The 19,296-nt window shown below is 69.0% G+C and carries 14 protein-coding genes and 3 pseudogenes; 7 read left to right on the top strand and 10 right to left on the bottom strand.

Translation table 11 applies throughout. The features are described 5' to 3' along the window. Nucleotides 1–52: 52 nt before the first annotated feature. Nucleotides 53–1,417 (bottom strand): 8-oxoguanine deaminase, encoded by a 1,365-nt coding sequence (locus tag ASE96_RS12135; RefSeq protein ID WP_056430529.1) that lies wholly within the window; start codon nt 1,415–1,417, stop codon nt 53–55. Nucleotides 1,418–1,792: 375 nt separating this feature from the next. Here ASE96_RS12135 and ASE96_RS12130 point away from each other — a divergent pair, with 375 nt between their 5' ends. The 6 genes from ASE96_RS12130 (at nt 1,793) to ASE96_RS12105 (ending at nt 10,265) form a co-directional block, all read left to right on the top strand. After that, nucleotides 1,793–2,287, top strand: coding sequence for a nucleoside deaminase (locus tag ASE96_RS12130; protein ID WP_056430527.1), 495 nt, complete (start codon nt 1,793–1,795; stop codon nt 2,285–2,287). 14 nt (nt 2,288–2,301) lie between these two features. Beyond that, nucleotides 2,302–3,840, top strand: a complete 1,539-nt coding sequence (locus ASE96_RS12125) for an NCS2 family permease (RefSeq protein ID WP_056430524.1) — start codon at nt 2,302–2,304, stop codon at nt 3,838–3,840. Nucleotides 3,841–4,007: 167 nt separating this feature from the next. After that, a complete protein-coding gene (locus tag ASE96_RS12120) occupies nt 4,008–5,336 on the top strand; it encodes an XdhC family protein (protein ID WP_082492709.1) in 1,329 nt (442 codons plus the stop codon). Continuing rightward, the gene (locus ASE96_RS12115) at nt 5,327–6,382 is read left to right on the top strand and encodes an FAD binding domain-containing protein (RefSeq protein WP_056430521.1); all 1,056 of its coding nucleotides are present in this window, start codon (nt 5,327–5,329) and stop codon (nt 6,380–6,382) included. Before ASE96_RS12120 ends, ASE96_RS12115 begins: the two co-directional genes overlap by 10 nt. Nucleotides 6,383–6,384: 2 nt before the next feature. Beyond that, the gene (locus tag ASE96_RS12110) at nt 6,385–9,282 is read left to right on the top strand and encodes a molybdopterin-dependent oxidoreductase (protein WP_056430518.1); all 2,898 of its coding nucleotides are present in this window, start codon (nt 6,385–6,387) and stop codon (nt 9,280–9,282) included. Next, the gene (locus ASE96_RS12105) at nt 9,282–10,265 is read left to right on the top strand and encodes an aldo/keto reductase (protein ID WP_056430516.1); all 984 of its coding nucleotides are present in this window, start codon (nt 9,282–9,284) and stop codon (nt 10,263–10,265) included. Before ASE96_RS12110 ends, ASE96_RS12105 begins: the two co-directional genes overlap by 1 nt. A 32-nt stretch (nt 10,266–10,297) precedes the next feature. Here the strand turns inward: ASE96_RS12105 and ASE96_RS12100 are convergent, their stop codons facing one another. Further along, nucleotides 10,298–10,822: a DUF488 domain-containing protein gene (locus ASE96_RS12100; protein ID WP_056430512.1), complete on the bottom strand. Its 525-nt coding sequence runs from the start codon at nt 10,820–10,822 to the stop codon at nt 10,298–10,300. A 107-nt stretch (nt 10,823–10,929) separates the two neighbouring features. Between ASE96_RS12100 and ASE96_RS12095 the strand changes: the two genes are divergently transcribed. Then, nucleotides 10,930–11,595 carry a uracil-DNA glycosylase gene (locus tag ASE96_RS12095; protein ID WP_056430509.1) on the top strand — a complete coding sequence of 222 codons (666 nt, stop codon included), beginning with the start codon at nt 10,930–10,932 and terminating at the stop codon, nt 11,593–11,595. Here the strand turns inward: ASE96_RS12095 and nboR are convergent. From nboR to ASE96_RS12060, 8 genes and pseudogenes are all read right to left on the bottom strand, one after another. Next, nucleotides 11,592–12,215, bottom strand: a complete 624-nt coding sequence (gene nboR, locus ASE96_RS12090) for a nicotine blue oxidoreductase (protein ID WP_056430506.1) — start codon at nt 12,213–12,215, stop codon at nt 11,592–11,594. The two genes, ASE96_RS12095 and nboR, sit on opposite strands and share 4 nt — an antisense overlap. Nucleotides 12,216–12,294: 79 nt before the next feature. Then, a pseudogene (locus ASE96_RS12085) lies at nt 12,295–13,233 on the bottom strand (transketolase-like TK C-terminal-containing protein); the annotation flags it as partial. Between the two features lies 1 nt (nt 13,234). Then, nucleotides 13,235–13,834, bottom strand: a pseudogene (locus tag ASE96_RS19825) (pyruvate dehydrogenase (acetyl-transferring), homodimeric type); the annotation flags it as partial. A 1-nt stretch (nt 13,835) separates the two neighbouring features. After that, nucleotides 13,836–15,286 (bottom strand): annotated as a pseudogene (locus ASE96_RS19590) (pyruvate dehydrogenase (acetyl-transferring), homodimeric type); the annotation flags it as partial. 256 nt (nt 15,287–15,542) lie between these two features. Beyond that, nucleotides 15,543–16,268: a maleate cis-trans isomerase family protein gene (locus ASE96_RS12075; protein ID WP_056430500.1), complete on the bottom strand. Its 726-nt coding sequence runs from the start codon at nt 16,266–16,268 to the stop codon at nt 15,543–15,545. A gap of 8 nt (nt 16,269–16,276) precedes the next feature. Then, nucleotides 16,277–17,716: an amidohydrolase family protein gene (locus ASE96_RS12070; RefSeq protein ID WP_056430497.1), complete on the bottom strand. Its 1,440-nt coding sequence runs from the start codon at nt 17,714–17,716 to the stop codon at nt 16,277–16,279. A gap of 45 nt (nt 17,717–17,761) precedes the next feature. Then, nucleotides 17,762–18,565 (bottom strand): aspartate/glutamate racemase family protein, encoded by an 804-nt coding sequence (locus tag ASE96_RS12065; RefSeq protein ID WP_056430495.1) that lies wholly within the window; start codon nt 18,563–18,565, stop codon nt 17,762–17,764. Next, entirely contained in the window at nt 18,562–19,245 is a 684-nt protein-coding gene (locus tag ASE96_RS12060) for a GntR family transcriptional regulator (RefSeq protein WP_056430492.1), read from the bottom strand. The genes ASE96_RS12065 and ASE96_RS12060 overlap by 4 nt, the downstream gene beginning before the upstream one ends. Nucleotides 19,246–19,296 lie beyond the last annotated feature (51 nt).

The raw sequence follows: 19,296 nt of genomic DNA, 5'->3' as shown, positions 1-19,296 counted from the left end.
CGGATGCCGCAGCCAGACCCGCGGCATACCGGCGAAGGCGGCCGGAAATCGTTCAGCCGTTCACCAGTCTCCGCGCCGCGGCGGAGTGCTCCGCAATGAGCCCGGCAAGGTCCAGCCCCGGAATGTGGCCGTCCACCACGCGCCATTGTCCGCCCACCATAACGCGGTCCGCCCTGTCGGCCGCGCACAGCAGCAGGGCCGCGACGGGGTCGTGACTGCCGGAGAAGCGCAGTTCGTCCAGGGTGAAGAGGGCCAGGTCCGCCTGCATCCCGGGGGCTATTTGGCCCAGGTCCGGCCGGCCCAGGACTGCGGCGGAGCCCCTCGTGGCCCAGCCCAGCGCCCGTTCCACCGGAACCTGCGCGCCGTAGCGCAGCCGCTGCAGGTACAGCGCCTGCCGCGCCTCCAGGATCATGTTGGAGGCATCGTTCGACGCCGAGCCGTCCACACCCAGCCCCACGGGCACCCCGGCGTCCTCCAGTTCCAGCACCCTCGCGGTTCCGGAGGCCAGACGCATGTTGGACGTGGGGCAGTGCGCGACGGCGGTGCCGGCGGCCCCCAGCGCTGCGATCTCGCCGTCGGTGAAGTGGATGCCGTGACCCAGCCATGTCCGGCCGGTCAGCCAGCCCACACTGTCGAGGTAGTCCACGGTCCGCAGGCCGAACATCTCCCGGCAGAACTCCTCCTCGTCCAGGGTCTCAGCGAGGTGGGTGTGCAGCCGGACATCGTGCCGCTCCGCCAGGGCGGCGCTTTCCGCCATGATCTCCCGGGTGACGGAAAACGGCGAGCACGGGGCCAGCGCAATCTGGATCGTGGCGCCGTCCCCTCGCTGGTGGTACTCGCCGATGAGCCGTTCGCTGTCGGCCAGGATCACGTCCGGTGACTGCACGGTGGACTGCGGCGGCAGGCCGCCGTCGTCCTCCCCGAGGCTCATGGATCCCCGTGTGAGCGTGGCCCGCATGCCGAGCCGGCTCACCGCCCGAACCTCGATGTCGATGGCGTCCTCCATGCCGTCCGGAAAGAGGTAGTGGTGGTCCGCCGCGGTGGTGCAGCCGGACAGGAGCAGCTCGGCGAGCGCCACGGTCGTGGCCAGCTCCAAATCCCGGGGCGTGAGGCGCGCCCACACCGGGTAAAGGTTCTGCAGCCAGGGGAAGAGTGGCGCGTTGGCCACCGGCCCCCACGCCCGGGTGAGCGTCTGGTAAAAGTGGTGATGCGTGTTGATGAGGCCGGGCAGCAGGACGTGATTGCCGGCGTCGAACACCTCGCTGCAGGGGGCGGAGGGCAGCTGGCCGGCGGCGAGCACCTCCGTGATGACGCCGCCGCTGACCACCACTCCGCCGGAGGCGTCGAGGCTGTTGGCGGTGAAGGCGCCGCGGGGATTCTTGATCCAGAGCCGGGATTGCGGGGACGGTGTGGGCATCATGGTTTCCTGTCTGAGCGTGGGAAGGGAATGCCAGCTCAGTGATGCCCTGTCTGCTGATCCAGGGTGCCCGGCATCGTGGCCGGGTTTCAATAGGCTAGGGTGACCGCGGCCCATCCGTCAATGGTCGGGCGGAGTGAGAATCCGGAAACATAAATTTCACATCCCGAAATTAAGTTTCCAGAAATCTATGGCGCAGCTCACTTTCCGGTGCTAATCTCGATCTTGCCAAAGGCGGGCCCCCGGACCCCGGGGAAGCTATCTACCAGGCGCAACCTAACCCTCAAAAGCACACGCTGAAGTCTGGTAACCGTCGCATCTGGTCCTTCCGTCTCACCTCGGTATACCCGGCTTCCCGGCAAAGGGAGTCGCATCATGAGCAGCACCGTCACGGCCGAACATTTTCTGGCCAGATCCATCCAGCTGGCCACGGCCAACGTCCTGAACAGCGGCGGGCCGTTCGGCGCCGTCATCGTCACCGCGAGCGGTCAAGCGTTCGACGGCGTCAACCGCGTCACCGCCACCAACGATCCCACCGCCCATGCCGAAGTCACGGCCATCCGCCGGGCGTGCAGCGAACTCGGCACGTTCGACCTGCGGGGGGCCACCCTCTACACGAGCTGCGAGCCCTGCCCCATGTGCCTCGCCTCCGCGCTGTGGGCGCGGGTGGAGCGCGTCGTCTTCGCGGCGGACCGGCACGACGCCGCCTCGGTCGGCTTCGATGATGCCGTCTTCTACGAGTACTTCGAGAACGACAACCGGGATGTCCTGATGCCGGTGTCCAAGCTGGATCTGGGCGATCCCCAGGCCCCTGCAGTGCTGGAACCGTTCCACACCTGGAACACGCTCGGTTCCCGGATTGACTACTAGGGCCGGAGGCTGAGATGACAATCCTCGATCAGTCCCACGAAGGCCCGCAGCCGGCAACGACGCCGGCCCCCAACGCCGCAGCCCACGCCAAGCGGCAGGACCGCAACACCCGGCCGCCGGCGTCCAACGCTTTCCTGGACCGCTTCTTCCACATCACCGAGCGCGGTTCGACACTCGCCCGCGAGTTCCGCGGCGGCCTGGTCACGTTCTTCACCATGGCCTACATCGTGATCCTGAATCCGCTGATTCTGGGCGGCTTCAGCGCCGGCAACGCCCCCACCGACGTGGCCGGCGGCTGGCTGTCGGCCGCGCAGGTCGGCGCGGTCACCGGACTCACCGCCGGCGTGATGACCATTCTGTTCGGGCTGGTAGCCAATCTGCCGTTTGGCCTGGCCGCGGGACTGGGCATCAACTCCTTCCTCGCAGTCTCGGTGATCAACGAGGTCACGTGGCCCGAAGCCATGGGCCTGGTGGTCATCAACGGCATCCTGATCGTGCTCTTCGGCGTCACCGGCGCCCGGACGGCCATCTTCCGGGCCGTCCCTAAGGAACTGAAGGCAGCCATCACCGTCGGCATCGGCCTGTTTATCGCGTTCATCGGCTTCGTCGACTCGGGCTTCGTCCGGGCGACGACAGCCGGGCCCCCGGTGCAACTGGGCGACAACGGTTCCATCAGCTCAGTTCCCACCCTCGTCTTCATCGTCGGACTCCTCGTCATGGGCATCCTCGTCGCCCGCAAGGTTCAGGGCGGACTGCTGATCGGGATCGTCGCCACCACGTTGCTCGCAGCTCTCGTCGAGGCGGTCCTGCGCATCGGCCCCGGCAGCGACACAAACCCAGGCGGATGGCACTTGAACACCCCGGTGCTCTCCGGCCAGCTGGTGTCGGCGCCGGACCTGGGCCTGGTGGGACAGTTCGACCTGTTCGGTGCATTCGGCCGGATCGGCGGGCTTGCCGCCACCATGCTGGTCTTCACGCTGGTCTTCACCAACTTCTTCGATGCCATGGGCACCATGACCGGACTCGCCAAGAGCGCCGGTGTCGCCCACAAGGACGGCACGTTCCCGCGGCTCAAGTCGGCCTTCATCGTCGAAGGCGTCGGCGCGGTTGCCGGCGGAGCCACCTCGGGATCCTCCAACACCGTCTACATCGATTCCGCCGCGGGCATTGGCGAGGGCGCCCGGACCGGGCTGGCCTCCGTGGTCACCGGTGTCCTGTTCTTGGGCTCCATGTTCCTTACGCCGCTCACCAGCGTGGTTCCGCTGGAAGTAGCCGCCGCCGCCCTGGTGGTGGTGGGCGCCATGATGATGGCCCAGATCCGCGAGATCAAGTTCACCAAGTTCGCGGTGGCCCTGCCGGCGTTCCTGACCATCGTCACGATGCCGCTGAGCTACTCGATCGCCAACGGCATCGGCGTCGGCTTCATCTCATGGGTCATCATCGGGGCAGCGTCCGGGAAGGCCAAGAAAATCCATCCGCTCATGTGGGTGGTGACGGCCGGATTCCTGGTCTATTTCGCCCGAGGCCCCATCAACGCGCTGCTCGGCGCCTGACATCCGGACTTTCGCTGCGCTTTCGGACCGCCGCACCCGGGATCCCGGGTGCGAAAATCCGAAAGCGCAGCGATTCTGGGCCACGCCGCCGCGGCAGTGCTGTCCCCGGACAACGATTGGAACGAGAATATGCACACCATCGCCGTGCAGGAAATAGAGGTGCAGCCATGTTGGACCTGATGCCGTCGCTGGCGGCCTGGCCGCCGGCCGCCGCAGACCAGCCCTGCGCCGTGGCCACAGTGGTGGCCGCCAACGGTTCCGTGCCGCGCCCGGTGGGAACCTCCATGCTGGTGTCCGCGGCAGGCGATGTCCTGGGCAGCCTCTCCGGCGGCTGCGTCGAGGGCGCCGTCGTGGCTGCGGCCCTGGAGGTGATGGCCGACGGCGGCACCCGCCGCGAGTTCTTCGGCTACAGCGCCGAGGACGCGTTCGCCGTCGGGCTCACCTGCGGGGGCGAGCTGGAAGTCCACATCGAACTGCTGACGGATGCCCTCGGCGGTCTCCGGCCGGAGGTCCTGAACACCACGGACGCCCACGGCCCCGGCACGGGCCTGGCGCTCATCCGCCGGCTCGACGCCGGGTCCCCGGGCGGTACCGGTGCCCGGCGGGGTGCCGGCGCCGTCATCATCCCGGATCCGGCCAGCTACCGGGTGGCGCAGTCCGAGGCCGTGGCCGCGCTATTGGGAGTACCCGGCGGGACCAGCCCCCGGCTCCGGGCGGCCGCCGCGCAACTGGAGCCCCTGCTGAGAAGCGGGACCACCGGGGTGCTACGGCTGGCGGCGGAATCCGGCTGCTATGGCGACGCGGACCGGCCCGCCGCCGGGCCCATCACCGTGCTGGTGGAGAGCAGGCTGCCGCCGGCCCGGATGCTGGTGTTCGGCGCCAACGATTTCGGCGCGGCCCTGGTGCCGGCCGCCCGGCTGCTGGGCTACCACGTGACCCTGTGCGATGCCCGGCCGGCCTTCACCCGGCAGGAGCGCTTCGCCCCGGCCGACGAGGTGGCGACGGACTGGCCGCACCGCTACCTGGCCGCGGAAGCTGCGTCCGGCCGGCTCGACGCCCGGACCGTTGTCTGCGTGCTCACCCATGATCCCAAGTTCGACATCCCCCTGCTGCAGACCGCGCTGCGCCTGGACCTGGCCTACGTCGGGGCCATGGGATCGCGGCGGAGCCACCGCCAGCGGCTGGAATCACTGCTCGCCGCCGGGGTGGCGCCGGCGGAGATCGAGTGGCTGCATTCCCCAATTGGGCTAGACCTCGGCGCGGTCACCCCGGCCGAGGTGGCCGTCTCCATCACCGCGGAGCTGGTGGCAGCCCGGACCCGTTCCGCCCGCGGGTTGTCCTTGAAACACGGGAGCGGACCGATCCATCCGTACGGCGGTCCGGAAATCCCTATGCCGGAGCCCCATATCCCGGAAATCCGCACCCCGGATTTGAACACTCCGCACCGCACGCCGGAAATCCTTACCCCGCACCACCAGGAGATGCCATGGACATGAACACCATCGAGGCGGTGGTCCGCACCGCGGATCCGGCCGACTGGCAGGCCGGCGACGCCTGGCTGGCCGGCGGCACCGTGCTGTTTTCCTACGGCAGCTTCGCCTTCGGCCAGGAGCCGTTGCGGCGGCTGCTGGACCTCGGCTCCACCGGCTGGCCGGCCATCACCGTGTCCGAAGAAGGGATCGAACTCGCGGCCACCTGCACCGTCGCGGAGCTGTATGCCCTGCCCGCCGGCGAAACCGTCCGGGCGCATGCGGCGTCGTGGCCCGCGCTGGAGCTGATCCGGCCGTGCTGCGATTCTTTTGTGGCGTCCTTTAAGGTCTGGAACATGTCCACCGTGGGCGGCAACCTCTGCACCTCCCTGCCGGCCGGACCCATGATCTCGCTCTGTGCGGCCCTGGACGGCGTGGGCACGGTGCTCGGTCCGGGCGGCGCCAGCCGCACCGTCCCCGTGGCGGAGTTTGTGACCGGGGACGGGCGCAACTGCCTGGCGCCCGGCGAGTTGCTCCGCAGTATCCACCTGCCGGCGCCGGCCCTTGCCTCGCGGGTGGCGTTCCGCCGGTTGTCGCTGAGCAATCTGGGCCGCTCCGGCGTGCTGCTGATCGGCAGGCTCGACGCCGACGGCACCCTGGTCCTCACCGTTACCGCCGCCACCAAGCGCCCCGTGCAGCTCCGCCTCCCCGGCTCTGGCAGCACCGGCACCGGCGGCACCGGCACCGGCACCCCTGGCAGCACCGGCGCCGGAGCCAGTGCGGAGGCAGGAGCCGATGCGGCGGCCGGACTCGCCGCCGCGCTCGACGCCGCCATCCCGGACGGGCTCTACCACGACGACATCCACGGACTGCCGGCCTGGCGCAAGGACATGACCTACCGCCTCGCCGAGGAAATCCGTGCCGAACTGTCGGCCCCGGCCGGCACCGCGCCGGCCCGTGTCTCCGGGGATTTCTGGCCGCCGCGGCGCCCGTCGCCGCAGGAGCCGTCCCGGCAGGAGCCGGCACAGCACGAGCCGGCACCGCAGGCTTCGCCACAGCAGAAAGGGGCCTGAACATGGCCATCGAGATCAATGGCGCAATGACCATCAACGGCACGCCGGCGGAGGCCGAGCCCAGGCCGGGGCAGTGCCTGCGGACGTTCCTGCGGGAGCAGGGCAACTTCGGCGTGAAGAAGGGCTGCGACGGCGGCGACTGCGGGGCCTGCACCGTCCACGTGGACGGTGCCCCCGTGCACAGCTGCATCTACCCCGCGGTCCGCGCGGAGGGCCGGGCTGTGACCACGGTGGAGGGCTTGGCCGGCACCGCCCGCGCCGACACCGGCACCGAAGCCGGCGGCGCGGGACTCCTCCACCCCATGCAGCAGCAGTTCATGGAGCGGCAGGGCTTCCAGTGCGGGTTCTGCACCGCGGGCATGGTGATGACGGCGGCCACGTTCGACGACGAGCAGAAGGCCAACCTGCCACGGAACCTCAAGGGGAACCTGTGCCGCTGCACGGGCTACCGGGCCATTGCGGACGCCGTCTGCGGCGGGGCCGCGCACGGCGAATCGAGCCACCCGGACCCCGCGGGGCCGGGATCCGGGATCGCCGGCGAGAGCCAGCCCGAGCCGCGCCCGGGCCAGCTGGGCGACGACGTCCCGGCCCCCGCCAGCCGGGCCATCGTCACCGGCGCAGCGCGCTATACCCTGGACGTCCCGGCGGCCGAGCTGCCCGGGCTCCTGCACGTGAAGCTCCTGCGCTCGCCGCACGCCCACGCCCGCGTGCTGTCCATCGACTCCGCGGACGCCCTGCGGATTCCCGGCGTCGAGGCGGTCTTCACCCACGAGGACGCGCCCGCGCAGCTGTTCTCCACGGCCCAGCACGAGCTCTACACCGACGACCCGGACGACACCCGCGTGCTCGACGACGTGGTCCGGTTCGTCGGGCAGCGGATCGCCGCCGTCGTCGCCGACAGCGTGGCCGCGGCGGAAGCCGGCGTCCGGGCACTCAAAGTGGAGTACCAGGTGCTGGATGCCGTGTTCACCCCGCAGGACGCCATGCGCCCCGGCGCGCCGCTGGTCCACGGCGACAAGAACGCCGCGACGGCCCGCATCGGCCGGCCGGAACAGAACGTCGTGGCCGAGCTGCACTCCGAACTGGGGGACGTCGCCGCGGCCTTCGCCGCCGCGGACTTCATCCACGAACAGACCTACCGCACCCAGCGGGTGCAGCACACCGCCCTGGAGACCCACGCCGCCATCGCCCTGATCGACGACGACGGCCGGCTCCAGGTCCGCACGTCCAGCCAGGTGCCCTTCCTGGTCCGGCGCACCCTGGGCCGGGTCTTCGACCTCCCCGAGGACAGGATCCGGGTGGTCGCGGGACGGGTGGGCGGCGGCTTCGGCGGCAAGCAGGAAGTCCTCACCGAGGACATCGTGGCGCTCGCCGCGCTGAAACTGCGGCGCCCGGTGCAGCTGGAATTCACCCGCAGCGAGCAGTTCACGGCCTCCACCACCCGGCACCCGTTCACCATCCACCTCAAGGCCGCCGCCAGCAACGAGGGCAAGCTGACGGCCCTGCAGCTGGAGGTGCTGACCAACGCCGGCGCCTACGGCAACCATTCCGTGGGCGTGATGTTTCACGGTTGCGGCGAATCCCTGGCTGTGTACAACTGCGCCAACAAGAAAGTGGACGCCCACGCGGTGTACACCAACACCGTGCCGTCCGGGGCCTTCCGCGGCTACGGACTGAGCCAGACGGTCTTCGCCATCGAGTCCGCCGTGGACGAGCTCGCCGCCGGGATCGGCATGGACCCGATGGAGTTCCGCCGCCGCAACATGGTCCGCGAGGGCGACGACATGCTCTCCACCCACCCCGACCCGGAGGAGGACGTGCTCTACGGCAGCTACGGGCTGGACCAGTGCACGCGGCTGGTGCAGGACGCCCTGGACCGCGGCCGGGAACGCTACCGGGACGCCGGCCTCGAGGACCTCGGCCCGGACTGGGTCACCGGGGAGGGCTCGGCGCTGTCCATGATCGACACGGTCCCGCCGCGGGGCCACTTCGCGCATTCCAAGCTCCGGCTCCTGCCCGACGGGACCTACCGGGTGGACGTGGGCACCGCGGAATTCGGCAACGGCACCACCACCGTGCACGCCCAGCTCGCAGCCACCGCCCTGTCCACCACAGCGGGCCGGATCACGGTCCGGCAGTCGGACACGGACCTGGTGGACCACGATTCCGGCGCCTTCGGCTCGGCCGGGACGGTGGTGGCCGGGAAAGCCACGCTGGCCGCGGCCGAGGAACTCGCGGTGCGGATCCGCGCCTTCGCCGCCGGCATCCGCCAGGTCCAGGCCTCCGGGTGTGTGCTGGAGGAGGACGCGGTGGTGTGCGAGGGAACCCGGGTGCCGCTGATGGAACTGCACGACGCCGCCGCAGCGGCCGGCGTCGACCTTTCCGGCGAGGGGCACTGGGGCGGGACCCCGCGGTCCGTGGCGTTCAACGTCCACGGCTTCCGGGTGGCCGTTAACACCGGGACGGGGGAGCTGCGGATCCTGCAGAGCGTCCAGGCCGCCGACGCCGGCGTCGTGGTCAACCCGCGGCAGTGCCGCGGGCAGATCGAAGGCGGGATCGCGCAGGCGCTGGGCGCCGCGCTGTATGAGGAGGTCAGGGTGGACGACGCCGGCCGGGTCACCACGGACATTCTCCGGCAGTACCACATCCCGTCCTTCGCGGACGTGCCGCGCAGCGAGGTGTATTTCGCCGACACCAGCGACAAGCTGGGCCCGCTGGGCGCGAAGTCCATGAGCGAGAGCCCGTTCAACCCGGTGGCGCCGGCGCTGGCCAACGCCATCCGCAACGCCACGGGGGTCCGGTTCGCGGAGCTGCCCATTGCCCGGGACAAGATCTACCTGGGCCTGAAGGAAGCCGGGCTGACAGCCTCCGCAGTGCAGGTCAGGCCTATAGTCGGATGATGGAACAGCGAATCTTGGGCAAGACCGGACGGAACGTCTCCATCGTTGGACTGGGGACCTGGCAGCTTGGCGCGGACTGGGGCAACGTGGACCCCGCGCAGGCGCAGGCCATCCTGGCCGCCTCGGCGGAAGCAGGGGTCACGTTCTTCGACACGGCGGACGTTTACGGCGACGGCCGTAGCGAACAGGCCATCGGAAAATTCCTGGCCGATAACCCGGGCCTGGACATCACGGTGGGCACCAAAATGGGCCGCCGGACGGAACAACGGCCGGAGAACTACAACCTGGCCAACTTCCGCGAATGGACGGACCGCTCCCGGCGGAACCTGGGGACGGACTGTCTGGACCTGGTCCAGCTGCACTGCCCGCCCACCGCCGTGTACAGCAACGCCGAGGTCTACGACGCGCTGGACACCCTCGTGGCGGAGGGGGCCATCAGGAATTACGGCGTCAGCGTGGAGCGGACCGACGAAGCCCTCGAAGCGATGCGGCACGAAGGCACGGCCACTGTCCAGATCATCCTCAATGCCTTCCGGCTCAAGCCGCTGGACGAGGTGCTGCCCGCGGCGGAGGCCGCCGGCGTCGGCATCATCGCCCGCGTGCCGCTCGCGTCGGGGCTGCTGTCCGGCAAATACACCGCGGACACGTCCTTCGCGGCGGATGACCACCGGAACTTCAACCGCGCCGGAGCGGCGTTCGACGTCGGGGAGACCTTCTCCGGTGTGGAGTTCGGGCAGGGCCTGCAGGCGGTGACCGAGTTCGAGGAACTGGTGCCCGACGGCGTCAGCACCGCCCAGGCGGCCATCGCCTGGATCGCGGCGCAGGACGGCGTCAGCACGGTGATCCCGGGCGCCCGCAACGTGGAGCAGGCCCGCTCCAACGCCGAAGCGGCGGGGGTCGGCGGGATCGACGCAACGTTCGACGTCGGCGTCCGGGAAATCTACGACAGATACTTCCGCGCCTCGATCCACCCGCGCTGGTAGCTGACCCCGCGTTGTGGTTGGCTCACCGGCCGTCAGCCCGCCGGGTACCAGATCCGCTCTCCTTCGACGCGTGCGAAGGAGGTCAGGGTGTGGGGTTTGGCGGACTTCTCCGTCATGATGTCCAGGACCTGGACATTCCGGACCAGGAGCGCGTCGCCGATCAGCGAGCGATGGCAGCGCCACGGGACCGCCTCAGCGCACATGATCGCCGCATCGTTGGTCCGCCCGCGTTCCAGCAGCTGGCCGATGGCAGTGGCAAATTCCTCGGTCTGCATGTAGTCCGCGTATCCCCGGAACGACGCGTTGCGCCAGGCGCCATTGGGGCTGTCCTTCCGGGCATGCCGCAGGCCGCCGAGGGATTCCATTCGCCGGTACGTGATCCCGCTGGCCCGCACACTCGCCGCCAGGGCATCCGCATTAAACTGCGGGTTGTGCCGCGACTTCGGGACAGTGCGCACATCGATCAGTTTCTTGACGCCGTGAGCCTGCAGTATGCCAATGAATTCGTCGATGGGGTGGGTGGAGTGCCCCACTGTGAAGATGGTCATGTCCGCCATGCCCCCATGCTATGGCGGCCAGTGTCGGTGGCGGAGTGGCCTGTGTCGGCGGCGAGGCGGGCCGGATATTCTGGTGGACCGACCAGACGCCAAGGGAACGGGCAGGAATGATTTCATCGGCCATCGGGGGCTTTGTGGACCGGCTCGCTTCGGTGGAAACGGGACCGGGGTGCGCCAACTTCTTCGACCACACCGCCCCGGGAAATGCACTGCGCCGGCGGAACCTGGCGATCTACCTGAAGGAAATGCGGGATCGCTCCCCGAGAGTGCTGCTGGTGGGGGAGGCGCCGGGCTTCCGGGGCATGAGGATCACCGGGGTTCCCTTCACCAACCGCACCATGTTTGAGGGCCCCGCCAACGGGTTCGGGCTGTTCGGGCCGGGCAAGGGGTATGCGCTGCCGGCGGATGCTGCGGGTGTCGCGGCGGAGCCGACGGCCACGGTGATGTGGGCGGTGCTGGCCGAACTGGATTTCCTGCCCCTGCTGTGGAGTGCCTGCCCGTGGCATACCCACGTGCCCGGGCGGCCGCTGTCCAACCGCACGCCGACGTCGGCCGAGGCGGCGCTGGGAACCCCGTTCTGGCAGGCGCTGACGGAGCTTTTTCCCATCGAAACGGTGGTGGCCGTGGGGAATGTGGCGCACCGCAGCCTGCAGCGCAGCGGCCTGGACGTGCCAAAAATCAGGCATCCCGCCCACGGCGGCCGGTCCGGGTTCAAGCGCGGTCTTCAGGAGCTCCTGGTCCCTCCCGGCGCAGTGGCGGGCACCGGGTCCTAGTCGAGGAGATGCAGCTGGTCCGGGGTGTCGAGGTCCGCACCGCCGGTGAGGTCGCTGCAGTCCACCAGGTCGACCAGCCCGGGGTGGGCCTGAAGGAAGAAGCGCGCTCCGGCGTCGCCCGTTGCCGTGTCCGTGGCTTCAGTGCGGAGTCCGGCGTCGATGAGCAGCGGATGGCCCCGCCGCAGTTTCCCTTCCGCGTCCCGGTAGGCGGCGGCCGTCACCCGGCCGGGCCGGTGGGCTGCCAGCAGGCGGGCGACGGTTTCGGGGGTCAGCCCGGGCTGGTCCACCAGTGCGATGAGCACATGGTCCTCCGGCGCTGCCGCAGCGACGCCCAGCCGGAACGAGCCGCCCATGCCGGTGGCCCAGTCCGGGTTGTCGATGACCCGGTGCCGGCTGAGGTCGGTGGCGGCACGGACCGTTGCCGCGTCCGCGCCCAGCACCGCCACCACTTCCCGGCAGCCGCCGTCGAGCAGCACGTCGGCCAGGGCTTCCACGAGCGTGCGGCCGCGGAACCGGAGCGCCGCCTTGGGCCCGAGTCCCAGCCGCCTCCCGGCGCCGGCGGCGAGCAGGACCGCCGTCGTTGACCCCGCCGTGGTGAGTGGTTCCGATGAATCAGCCATGGTCCCAGCCTATGCACCCGGATGACAGTTGACGGCAGTCCCGGGCCGGACACTGCCGTCAACTGCGTACTCGATGGCGTCAGGCGTCGCCGCCCGCTCCGCCGGTGGTGCCGGCGTTGACGTCCAGGAGCTTGTAGCGGTCCATCGCATAGGCGGGGACCTCGCCGTCGACCTCGCCGCGGGAGGCGAGCATCTGCAGGGTCTTCACCACAATCGAGTGGGTGTCGTTCTTGAAGAAGCGGCGGGCTGCGGCGCGGGTGTCGGAGAAGCCGAAGCCGTCGGCGCCGAGCGAGGCGAACTGGTGCGGCAGGAACTGGCGGATCTGGTCCGGGACGGCCTTCATGTAGTCGGTGACTGCCACGATCGGACCGGCGGCCCCGGCGAGCTGCTGGGTGACGAACGGCACGCGGGCGGGCTGGCCGGGGTTGAGGAAGGCTTCCTCTTCGGCAGCGAGTCCGTCCCGGCGGAGTTCGTTCCAGGACGTCACGGACCAGACATCGGCGGAGACGCCCCAGTCCTCGGCGAGGATCCGCTGGGCCTCGAGGGCCCAGGGGACGGACACGCCGGAGGCCAGGATCTGGCTCTTGGGCCCTTCCGCGTCCGACGCCGACACCCGGTAAATGCCCTTCAGCACACCGTTGACATCGAGGTTCTCCGGTTCGGCCGGCTGGAAGATGGGCTCGTTGTAGACCGTGAGGTAGTACATGAGGTTCCGGTCGGGGTCATTGGCGGCGGCGCCGGGACCATACATCCGCTCCAGGCCGTCCCGGATGATGTGGCCCATCTCGTAGCCGTACGCGGGGTCGTAGGTGAGCACGGCCGGGTTGGTCGCGGCCAGGATGGGGGAGTGGCCGTCGGCGTGCTGCAGGCCTTCACCGGTGAGGGTGGTGCGGCCGGCGGTGGCGCCGATGATGAACCCGCGGGTCATCTGGTCCGCGGCGGCCCAGAAGGAATCGCCGGTGCGCTGGAAACCGAACATCGAGTAGAAGACGTAGATCGGGATCAGCGGCTCGCCGTGNGCCGATGATGAACCCGCGGGTCATCTGGTCCGCGGCGGCCCAGAAGGAATCGCCGGTGCGCTGGAAACCGAACATCGAGTAGAAGACGTAGATCGGGATCAGCGGCTCGCCGTGTGTGGCGTAGGACGTGCCCGCGGCGGTGAACGCCGCCACAGCCCCCGCCTCGTTGATGCCCGGGTGGATGAGCTGGCCCTGGGCCGATTCCTTATAGGCAAGGACCAGGTCCCGGTCCACGGAGAGGTAGCCCTGGCCGTCCGGATTGTAGATCTTCGCGGAGGGGAAGAACGCGTCCATGCCGAACGTACGGGATTCATCCGGGACGATCGGGACAATGCGGTGGCCGAACTTCTTGTCCCGCAGCAGGTCCTTGAGCAGGCGGACGAACGCCATGGTGGTGGCGGCCTGCTGCTTCCCGGAGCCGCGCTTGGCCACCTCATAGGTTTTGGGGTCAGGCAGCTCCACCGGGGCGTGGTCCGGCCGGCGTTCGGGGACGAAGCCGCCGAGGGCGCGGCGGCGGTCCATGAGGTACTGGATCTCGGGGGAGTCCATGCCGGGGTGGTAGTACGGGGGCCGGTAGAGGTCCGCTTCGAGCTGGTCATCNCGGCGTTCGGGGACGAAGCCGCCGAGGGCGCGGCGGCGGTCCATGAGGTACTGGATCTCGGGGGAGTCCATGCCGGGGTGGTAGTACGGGGGCCGGTAGAGGTCCGCTTCGAGCTGGTCATCGGTGATCGGGATGCGCAGGTGGTCGCGGAAGGCTTTGAGGTCYGCGAGGGTGAGTTTCTTCATCTGGTGGGTCGCGTTGCGGCCCTCGAAGTGGGTGCCCAGGCCGTAGCCCTTGACCGTGTGGGCGAGGATGACGGTGGGTTTGCCCTTGAACTCGGTGGCGGCCTTGTACGCGGCGTAGACCTTGTTGTAGTCGTGGCCGCCGCGCTTGAGGTTCCAGATCTGGTCATCGGTGAGGTCCTGGACCATTTCYTTGGTCTGCGGGGTCTGTCCGAAGAAGTGCTCGCGGACGAACGCGCCGGACTCGGCCTTGTAGGTCTGGTAGTCCCCGTCGACGGTTTCGTTCATGATCTTCACGAGCGARCCRTCCCGGTCCTTGGCCAGCAGGTCATCCCATTCCCGGCCCCAGACGACCTTGATSACGTTCCAGCCCGCGCCGCGGAAGAACGCCTCGAGTTCCTGCATGATCTTGCCGTTGCCGCGCACGGGTCCGTCGAGGCGCTGGAGGTTGCAGTTGATCACGAAGTTGAGGTTGTCGAGCTTGTCGTTCGCGGCGAGCTGGAGCAGGCCGCGGGATTCGGGCTCGTCCATTTCSCCGTCGCCCAGGAACGCCCAGACCTGCTGGTCGGAGGTGTCCTTCAGGCCGCGGTTGTGCAGGTACCGGTTGGACTGGGCCTGGTAGATCGCGTTCATCGGGCCGATGCCCATCGAGACCGTGGGGAACTCCCAGAACTCCGGCATCAGCCGCGGGTGCGGGTAGGAGGACAGGGCATGGCCTTCCTTGGACTTCTCCTGCCGGAACCCGTCCAGGTCCTCCTCGGTCAGCCGKCCYTCCATAAACGCCCGGGCRTACATGCCGGGGGAGGCGTGGCCCTGGAAGAAGACCTGGTCCCCGCCGCCGGGGTGGTCYTTGCCGCGGAAGAAGTGGTTGAAGCCCACCTCGTACAGGGTCGCGGCCCCGGCGTAGGTGGAGATGTGCCCGCCGACGCCGATATCGGCCCGCTGCGCCCGGTGCACCATGACCGCSGCGTTCCACCGCAGCCACGCCCGGTACTTCCGCTCGATCTCCTCGTCCCCGGGGAACTCGGCCTCCTGGTCCACCGGGATGGTGTTGACGTAGTCCGTGGTGGTGACCATCGGAACACCCACGGACTGCGCGCCGGCCCGCTGGAGCAGGCTGCGCATTATGTACTGGGCACGCTCGGTGCCCTGATCCTGAATCAGCGCGTCCAGGGACTCCAGCCACTCGGCGGTCTCTTCCGGATCACGATCAGGCAGCTGGTTAGTCAACCCGCTGAGGATATGGGAGGTCTCTTCTCCTGCAGCCACGTCCAACCTCTNGCCACTCGGCGGTCTCTTCCGGATCACGATCAGGCAGCTGGTTAGTCAACCCGCTGAGGATATGGGAGGTCTCTTCTCCTGCAGCCACGTCCAACCTCTTTTCATCATTGAATGGTCGGCTCAAGTTTTCATTCTGTGAGAAAACTTTCTTGCAATTTGAGATTATCTAGGCGACGATCCGGGCGTCAAGGCGGGCGGACGGTCACAATCGGCAGCCTGGGCGTGCGGGCCCCGGAAACCGCAATCAGACCAGGAGCTTGCCCCAGCGCGGGTCCAGCAGCGGGGCGCCCGCCATCTTGAGGCAGTGCCACAGCGTGACGGCCACCGAGTCCAGGACGGGAACGCCCGTCCCGGCCTCGATCTCCGCGGTGATGTTGGCGCCGTAGAGGTTGGTGCAGAGGTAGATGATGGCGTCCGGCCGGGCAGCCGCCAGCTCCAGCGACCCGGGACGCATCTCGTCGTCCGCCACGCGGGCGAACGACTCGTTGTCGCTCAGGCCCAGGAACCGGTGGTCCAGGGTCTTGATGCCGTCCCGTTCGTAGGACGCCACGATCTGTTCGTTGACGTCCCCGGTGTACGGGGTGAACAGACCGATGCGCTCCGTGCCGAGTGTCCGGAACGCCTCCATGTAGGCCAGGGTGGACGTGGTGGCCGGGATGCCGGTGGCGTCCGTGATGTCCTCGACGAGCCGGCGGTCGTGGTCGGCGCCGAGCCAGGATCCGGAGGTGCCGTTCCAGGCGATGACGTCCACATCGGCCGTGGCGAGAAGCTCGGCGGCCGACCGCATGACGGCGGCGTCGAATTGTTTGTCCGAGGATTTGTCCAGGGCAATCCTGGTGACTGGGATCCGGGCGAAGTGGATGGTGACGTCGTCGCGGGCGCCCAGGATCCGGTAACTCTGCGGTTCCAGGCAGGTGTTGGACGACGGCACAATCATGCCGATACGGGTGGGGCGGTTTGCGGAGGGCATGGGGGCTCCTAACAGGTGGCCTGGGTGGCGGGAATGGGCGCGGACGGCGCGGCGGACTGGTGCTCGCGGAATCCGGCCCGGGGCACGAAGCGGCCCACGGGGCCGGGGTCGTGGAACCCAGCGCCGTCCAGCACCACACGTCCGGCGGAGACGACAACGGCGGGCCAGCCCGTGAGCGTCCGGCCGTCGAACGGGGAGAAGTCAGTGCCCATGTGCAGCGCGCCGCCGTCGACGACGCGTTCCTCGGCCGGATCGAAGATGACCAGATCGGCGTCGAACCCGGGCGCGATGGTGCCCTTGCCAGGAAGGGCGTTGATGCGGGCCGGGCCGGCGGCGAAGACTTCGACGAAGTCCTCCACCCGGGCCTCGCCGGCCGCTTCCCTCAGGGCGGTGAAGGTGACGGGCATCCGCGTTTCGACGCCGGGGAGCCCGTGCGGCATTTCGCGGATGTCGTCCGTGCGCTCCCGCTTCTGCGTGAGGTCGTAGCAGGAGTGGTCGGACGCGACGGTGTGGATGGCGCCGTCGGCCAGCCGTTCCCGGAGCGCGGCGACGGTCTGCGGGCTGCGCATCGGCGGGCAGCAGGCGTACCACTCGGGCATCACCGATCCGTAGACGCTGTTGTCGAGGGTGAGATAGTGCGGGCAGGTCTCGGAGTAGGCCTCCTGCCCCCGGGCGCGGGCCTCGCTGACCAGATCCACGGCGCCGGGGGTGGACTGGTGCACAAAGTAGACGGGGGCGCCGGTGTATTCGGCCATGGCCAGGGTTTCCTTGACCGAGACCTCTTCGGCCAGTTCGGGGCGGGTGCGGTGCAGGTGTTCGATGCCGATCCGACCGTCGTCCGCGTGCTGCCCGGTGCAGTCCGCGATGATGGGGTCGTGCTCGGCGTGGATGTAGGTGAGGCCGTCCAGGCGGACCATCTCGCGCATGACCTTCAGGATCGTGTCCCCGTCAGCCATGGTGGTGCCGCGGTTGGTGGTGTACATCTTGACGGACCGGACGCCCTCGGCGGCGAGCTGCTCCAGCTGCCATGGCACTGTTTCGTCCCATTGGACCACCGACCCGTGCAGCGCGACGTCGCAGCGGGACTCGCGGGCCAGTTCCTTCTTGTGCAGGACCGCTGCGAGCGGGGTCTCGCGGGCGTCGCGGGGGATGCCGAAGTCGATGATCGTGGTGGTCCCGCCCCACAAAGCGGCCGTCGAGGTGGTCCGGTAGTCATCGAGGGTGCGGAACCGTCCGGTGATCTGGGCTACGTGGCAGTGCCCGTCGACGCCGCCGGGAATGACCAGCAGGCCGGCGGCATCGATGACGCGGTTCGCGTCCGGGACCGGCTCGGCGGCGTTCACCAGCCGGTCGATGCGGCCGTCCCGGACCACAACGTGGGCCTGTTGGCGGCCGAAACTGTTGACCACGGTGCCGTGGGCGATGACGAGATCTGGGGTGTCGGACATCGGTGTCCTCCTAGGTTGAAGTAGGGCTGGTTTGGCCGGTGCGGGCTAGGCCGGCTGGGTGGTTCCGCTGAGCGCGGCGGCGTTCTGCGTGGTGGTGAGGGCAGCGTCCAGGTTCGCGGAGAGGCCGCGGCGGGACTTGGCCGGGGGAGCCGCGAAGGCGCCGGCGCGGTGCGGGCCGGACTGAAGGCCGACCACCGCTTCAGTCATACGGATGCCCGCGGAGATGCCGTCCACCACGGGGACCCTGATCTGCCCGCGGAGTTCGCGGGCCAGGCCGGCGAGCGGCGCCCCGGCGAGGATCACGACGTCGGCCCCGTCCTCGGTGACGGCCTGGTGGCTGAGTGCCAGCAGGGTTGACTTGAAGTCCTGCTGCACCGAGGCGATGCCGTGCAGGGACTCGTTGATGGAGCGGATGGACGCCAGCCGGCCGCCGAGGCCGAAGCGTTCCACACAGTCCTGGTACCAGGGCCGGATCCGGTCCGAGATGGCGATGATTGAGATGCGGTGCCCCTGCAGGGCGGCGGCGCAGAGTGCGGCCTCGGTGATCCCGATGACGGGAATGTCGGTGAGTTCCTTCAGCGCCGGCATCCCGGGGTCGCCGAAGGCGGCCACCACCACGCCGTCGACGCTGTTGCCGGATCCGGGGCCTTCGCGTGTGTATTCGGCGATGATTTCGGCGACTGCCCCCGCCGCGATCAGGGACTCAAAGCGGGTCTCGATGTATTCCACGCCGTACCCGGCGGTCCGGACCACAAGTTCGGTTCCGGGGGAGGCGGAGCGGAGGGCCTCCGCTTCGATCAGGGCGGTGACGGCGTCGCTGATATTGGGGTTGATGACAAGAAGTTTCATAAGTTCTTCCGATGAAGGGCGGGTTCTGTCCGGCTGAAATCCTCCGGAAACTGTTCGCGGTATTTGCCGATGTGCGACGCCGATTGGGCGGCGGCCCGTTCCGGGTCGCCGCTGGCGATGGCGGCATAGAGGGCGCGGTGTTCTGCGATGAGTTCGGGCAGGTCGCTGACGTGGCGGAACAGCCAGTGCATGCGGCCCTGGAGCGGCTCCAGCGCGGACCTGAGGAAGCCGTTGTCCGCGATCCGGGTGATGGCATCGTGGAATTCGCTGTTGGCGCGGTGGGCTTCCATGATGGCGCCCTTGGCCAGGCAGCGGTCCGCCTCGTCCAGCAGGTCTTTGAGGGCGCTGAGGTCGTCGGGCGTGGCGCGGGTGGCGGCCAGGCGGCAGGCGAGCACCTCGAGGGACTGCCGGACGTCAAACAAATCCTCGACGTCCTTGGGGCTCAGGGTGCTGACCTCGGCCCCGCGGGCGCCCCGGTCGCTGAGGAGCCCTTCCTGGCGAAGCATGCGGAGTGCTTCGCGGACGGGAAGGCGGGACACGTTGAATTCGGCGGCGAGGTCGCGTTCCACCAACCTGGTGCCGGGAACGTAATGCCCTTCGAAGATCCTGTTGCGGAGGGTGTCCCGGACGGCCTCCCGAAGGGGACGTTCCTTGTCCTGGGTCTCTTCTGCGGTGTGCATGTTTCTCCACTTTCGGTTCTTGTCAGGCATTGCGTTCCAGGCATCAGGAAC

It is taken from the genome of Arthrobacter sp. Leaf69, assembly GCF_001422645.1.
GTDB lineage: Bacteria > Actinomycetota > Actinomycetes > Actinomycetales > Micrococcaceae > Arthrobacter.
The sequence above is the reverse complement of the archived record's forward strand: the minus strand, read 5'-3'. Positions and strand labels throughout refer to the sequence as shown.